The organism is Selenomonas sp. ND2010 (genome assembly GCF_000702005.1).
Classification (GTDB): Bacteria; Bacillota; Negativicutes; order Selenomonadales; family Selenomonadaceae; genus Selenomonas_A.
The window spans coordinates 1-1,514 of the sequence record NZ_JNKI01000065.1; the positions used below are offsets into that span (position 1 = coordinate 1).

Below are 1,514 nucleotides of genomic sequence, written 5' to 3' on the forward strand. Positions count from 1 at the left end.
TGTAGAGACCCCCATAAGTTAGACCAAGGAATCTAACTTATGGGGGTCTTTTTATGGCAAAATATAGTGCAGAATTTAAATGTAAGGTAGTCCAAGAGTATTTGAATGGACATATAGGATATACTGCCTTAACAAAAAAATATGACATCCCTTCCCCAAAATGCATTCAAGAGTGGGTCGGAAAATATCGTAGAATGGGGAAAGATGGGCTTCAGCGGTCAAGAAAAAATGAAACATATTCTTTCCAATTCAAGGTAAATGCTGTAGAGTTATATTTAAGTACAGAGATTTCTTACCACGAATTGGCACTTCAACTTAATTTGAAATCTGAGGGCCTTTTAGCTAACTGGGTTCAACGCTATCGTGCTGTTGGTATAGAAGGTCTCAAACCGCAACGGAAAGGCAGGCGGCCAAAGGTGCCAGATAAAGCCAGTATTACACCAGAATGCAATATGAATACAGATGAGAAACTTAAGCAGTTAGAAGAAGAGAATCTCAAGCTACGTATTGAGGTGGCTTATTTAAAAGGACTGAGGAGATTGCGCCTGGAGCAAGAGGCGCAGAAGCGAAAGCAAGGATCGCCCACAGTCTCCGAGGATCATTCAAATTAAAAGACATCCTTGCAGTTATAAAACTTCCTAAAGCCACTTACATGTATTGGCAACAACGATTCGACCGCAAAAATCCGGATGCTGAGTTAGAAGCAAAAATCAAAGCCATTCGGCAGAGTGACAAGGACTTTGGTTATCGTCGAATCTGGGGTAAGCTCCGCAAAGAGGGCCTTTTAGTCAATCGCAAGAAGGTTCAGCGCCTTGTCCAGAAATTAGGGCTACAGGTAAAAGCTTTCTCTCACAAGAGTCGCAAGTACAGTTCCTACAAAGGTACTGTTGGGCGTATTGCTCCCAATCGGCTACGTCGCCGCTTCGATACATGTATTCCACATCAAAAAATCACCACAGATACCACTGAATTTAAGTATTATGAAATGGACACCAACGGGAATATTCTTACACGCAAGGCATATCTAGACCCGTTCCTTGACCTTTATAATCGTGAAATCATTAGCTTTAGTATCACCAAACGGCCATCGTCACAAGGCATTATGTCTGCTTTGGATAAGGCAATTGCCATTACCAGCGACTGCCCTTATCGTCGAACATTCCATTCCGACCAGGGATGGGCTTACCAAATGGGCAGCTATGTAGGCCGATTAAAGGAAGAACGAATTTTTCAAAGTATGTCTCGCAAAGGCACCTGTCTGGATAATAGCGTGATGGAAAATTTCTTTGGCCTGCTAAAACAGGAAATCTATTATGGGCATACCTATCACAGCTTCGAAGAACTTGAACGAGCTATACGGCATTACATCACATACTACAATAAGCACAGAATCAAAGCCAAGCTGGGGTGGCTCAGCCCAGTAGATTATCGTTTACGTCATGCCGCAGCATAAAAACCGGTAGCCGCAAATAATTGCTACTACCGGTAAGGTCTAACTTTATGGGGTCACTACA

Annotated in this window: 1 protein-coding gene; it reads left to right on the top strand. The window is 42.7% G+C overall.

The window, feature by feature from the left end:
* Nucleotides 1–53: 53 nt before the first annotated feature.
* A protein-coding gene (locus T504_RS14465) for an IS3 family transposase (RefSeq protein ID WP_156033548.1) occupies nt 54–1,453 on the top strand; the annotation gives its coding sequence in 2 pieces (ribosomal slippage) (nt 54–522 and nt 522–1,453; 1,401 coding nt in all).
* Nucleotides 1,454–1,514: the final 61 nt, after the last annotated feature.